Annotated in this window: 1 protein-coding gene; it reads left to right on the top strand. The window is 41.5% G+C overall.

The annotated features are described in order from the left end of the window. Window positions 1–284: 284 nt before the first annotated feature. Window positions 285–2,015, top strand: a complete 1,731-nt coding sequence (locus tag EA341_RS00040; RefSeq protein WP_293010638.1) for a DUF6044 family protein — start codon at window positions 285–287, stop codon at window positions 2,013–2,015. Window positions 2,016–2,718: the final 703 nt, after the last annotated feature.

Here is a 2,718-nt window from a genome sequence, read left to right as displayed (position 1 = left end):
CCGAGTTTCACCCGGGGTAAATACCCTTCGGATTTTAACCCCTTTCAGGGGTTGAGACTGAGCAAGTTCATTTAACTAATTACACGACTTGTCCGCCGTGGCGGAATTAACTTTTAACCTTTACCAATCCTCAGTTCAGTTAATCAATTACTCAATTACACAATTAATCATCTTTTCACCCGCAGCGGAATTAACCCTATACCTCCATAGAGGGATTCTCCATTTTCAATTCTAAATTTTTCATTTTAAATTTCAACCTCCTCTCTTTCCACTAAATGCCAGCCTTGACCTCCAAACCAAATCTCTTTACCCAAAATCAATTCTGGCTTGGCCTTGGATTATTGATTGTGTTTTTCTCTCCTTACCTGATTTTGGGGCAGGATAGCATTTGGTACGCCAACGACTACGCAGAGTTGATCATCCATTGGTACACGCTTCTGATAGACCACAATGGCCTTTGGAAAGCCAATGATTACCCTATTCCCGGTATGTTGGATACACTGCCAAGAGGCAGTTTTGCCTCAGAGTTTTTTCTCAAAACCTGGTTGTTTTACTTCTTCCAGCCTTATACGGCCATCCTGATCAACAAACTGCTTATCCATACTTTGGCCTATCTGTCAGCCTATCATTTTCTCAACCATTTCCTGCCCGACGAATCCCGGAAAAGGATTCCCTTCTATGCCCTGATTTGGGCGGTGCTCCCTTTTTGGCCTGAAGCAGGAATCGGCCTGGCATTTATTCCCAGTCTCTTTTTGGTCTTTTACTCCCTCCAAAAAGGGGAGAAGTTCTCCTTCCTGCATGCCCTTATCATTGGATTCTATTGCTTTTATTCCTCACTCAACCTTACAGGCTTATTTGTTGGATTTGCGCTCTTTTTTTATGGATTCTACGAATTTTATAAAAGCAGAAAAATCAAATGGAATTTCTGGCTGGCTTTGGCAGGATTTACTTTAATCTATTGCCTGTTCAATTTCCGGTTATTCGATATCTATTATTTTCAAAGAGACTGGTTTATCCCTCATAGGGTAGAGTTTGACATTTACAGTTTTGTCAGGTACCACGATAATATTTTCATCCGATTTGCAGAAATCCTTTTTTTCGGAAATATCCATGCCGCATTTATTCCTCCCATATGGTATCTGATCCTACTGGGATTTCTGATAGGGCAATTGTTTTCGGGGAAAAAAGCAGCCTTATTCCAACCAGTGTTAAAGGTATTTATTGCCATCAACATGATTGCTTTGCTTGCTGCCATGTTAAGTTACAGGCCTTTTGTAGAAAATATTCCGGGTTTGATTCAGGTAAGGCAGTTTAGCATTGAACGCTTTTATTTCTTGATTTATCCCATGATGCTTTTCTCTGTGCTCTTTGTATTGGACTGGTTGAGAAGCTTCAAAAATGGAAGAATTGTATCAGGCTTTTTGGTTTTGGTTTTGTTGGCATACTCCCTAATTGTCTTGGATAACAATGCCAAAAACTACCTCCTTAAACCCATACTAGGAATAGGAGAAAAATACCCGACCTACAGGGAGTTTTTTGCCGAAGCTCAATTTCAAGAGATCAAGGATCTGCTCAGGGATCAATCTCCTGAAGGGTTTAAGGTGGCCAGTATTGGATTCCATCCTGCCATTGCTTCTTTCAATGGATTGCAGGCCATAGATGGATACACCATGAATTATCCTTTGTCCCACAAGGATAAACTTTATACCGTGATCAAAGATGAATTGGGTTCGGATGATAAGGAAAATTGGTTGTATTGGCATTTCAAGGGATGGGGGAATAAGGGGTATTTGTTTAACCAAACCCATAAAGATGATTTTATGCGGATGAAGTGGCTGGAAGAAATCCCCGTGGAAAAACCCCTTTACAATTACCGGAAATTACTGGATATGGGTTGCGAGTTTATTTTGGCTGCCCACCCGGTGATTGATGAATACAACCTTGAATTCCTTCACAAATTCCAGCACCCTGAATCCGCCTGGAATATTTATGTGTATAGGGTGAAAGGGGAGTAGGTGCCTTGGTCCAACTCTTGGTACCAGGACGAACTCCTTGAAATTTGCCTCAATATCGAGGTTTGAGTAAAACCATCAACCTATATCAGGGACATACAGCTTTTAAAACTTCATTATCCGAAACCTGTCCGACCTTCAGGTGGATTCATCATTGGATATTCGATATTCAAAAATTCAACACCTATCGGCGTTGAGAGCATGAAAGTAAGGATTCCTCAAATCCACCGGATTGCATCCGGGGTAAATAACCTTTGGTATTAAATCCCTTTGGGATTTTCCGCCGCAGTGAGTATCGCCACTCATGGGTTCTTAATAAAACTTCATGATTCGATATTCAAAATTCTTCATTTTGCCTAAGCGTTTTCACCAGCAGCATTGCAATTGGGTTGTCCGACGGCTGTACCTTCGGATCCTTGGTATTGAGCTTTCAGCTCCTCTTTCCTCCCGCTGAATATGTACCTACTTTGAGGACAAGTGCTTCGATGTAGGTAACATACTGTGTATATGGCTTAATTGTCTATAACCTCCACACTTAACAAAACCTTTAACGAAGCACGTGGGCGGGAGGAATTTCGACCGGGCCGGCGGTGGCCTTGTGGGTAGATAGGTTTCGTCCCGAGGACTCGGGATTGGCTACTTTTTCATTATGGAAAAAGTAGCTTTAGGTAAAAGCGATAGATTTCAATAAAATGATCAAAAATAG

The organism is Mongoliibacter sp. (assembly GCF_007692705.1).
Taxonomy (GTDB): domain Bacteria; phylum Bacteroidota; class Bacteroidia; order Cytophagales; family Cyclobacteriaceae; genus Mongoliibacter.
The sequence above is the reverse complement of the archived record's forward strand: the minus strand, read 5'-3'. Positions and strand labels throughout refer to the sequence as shown.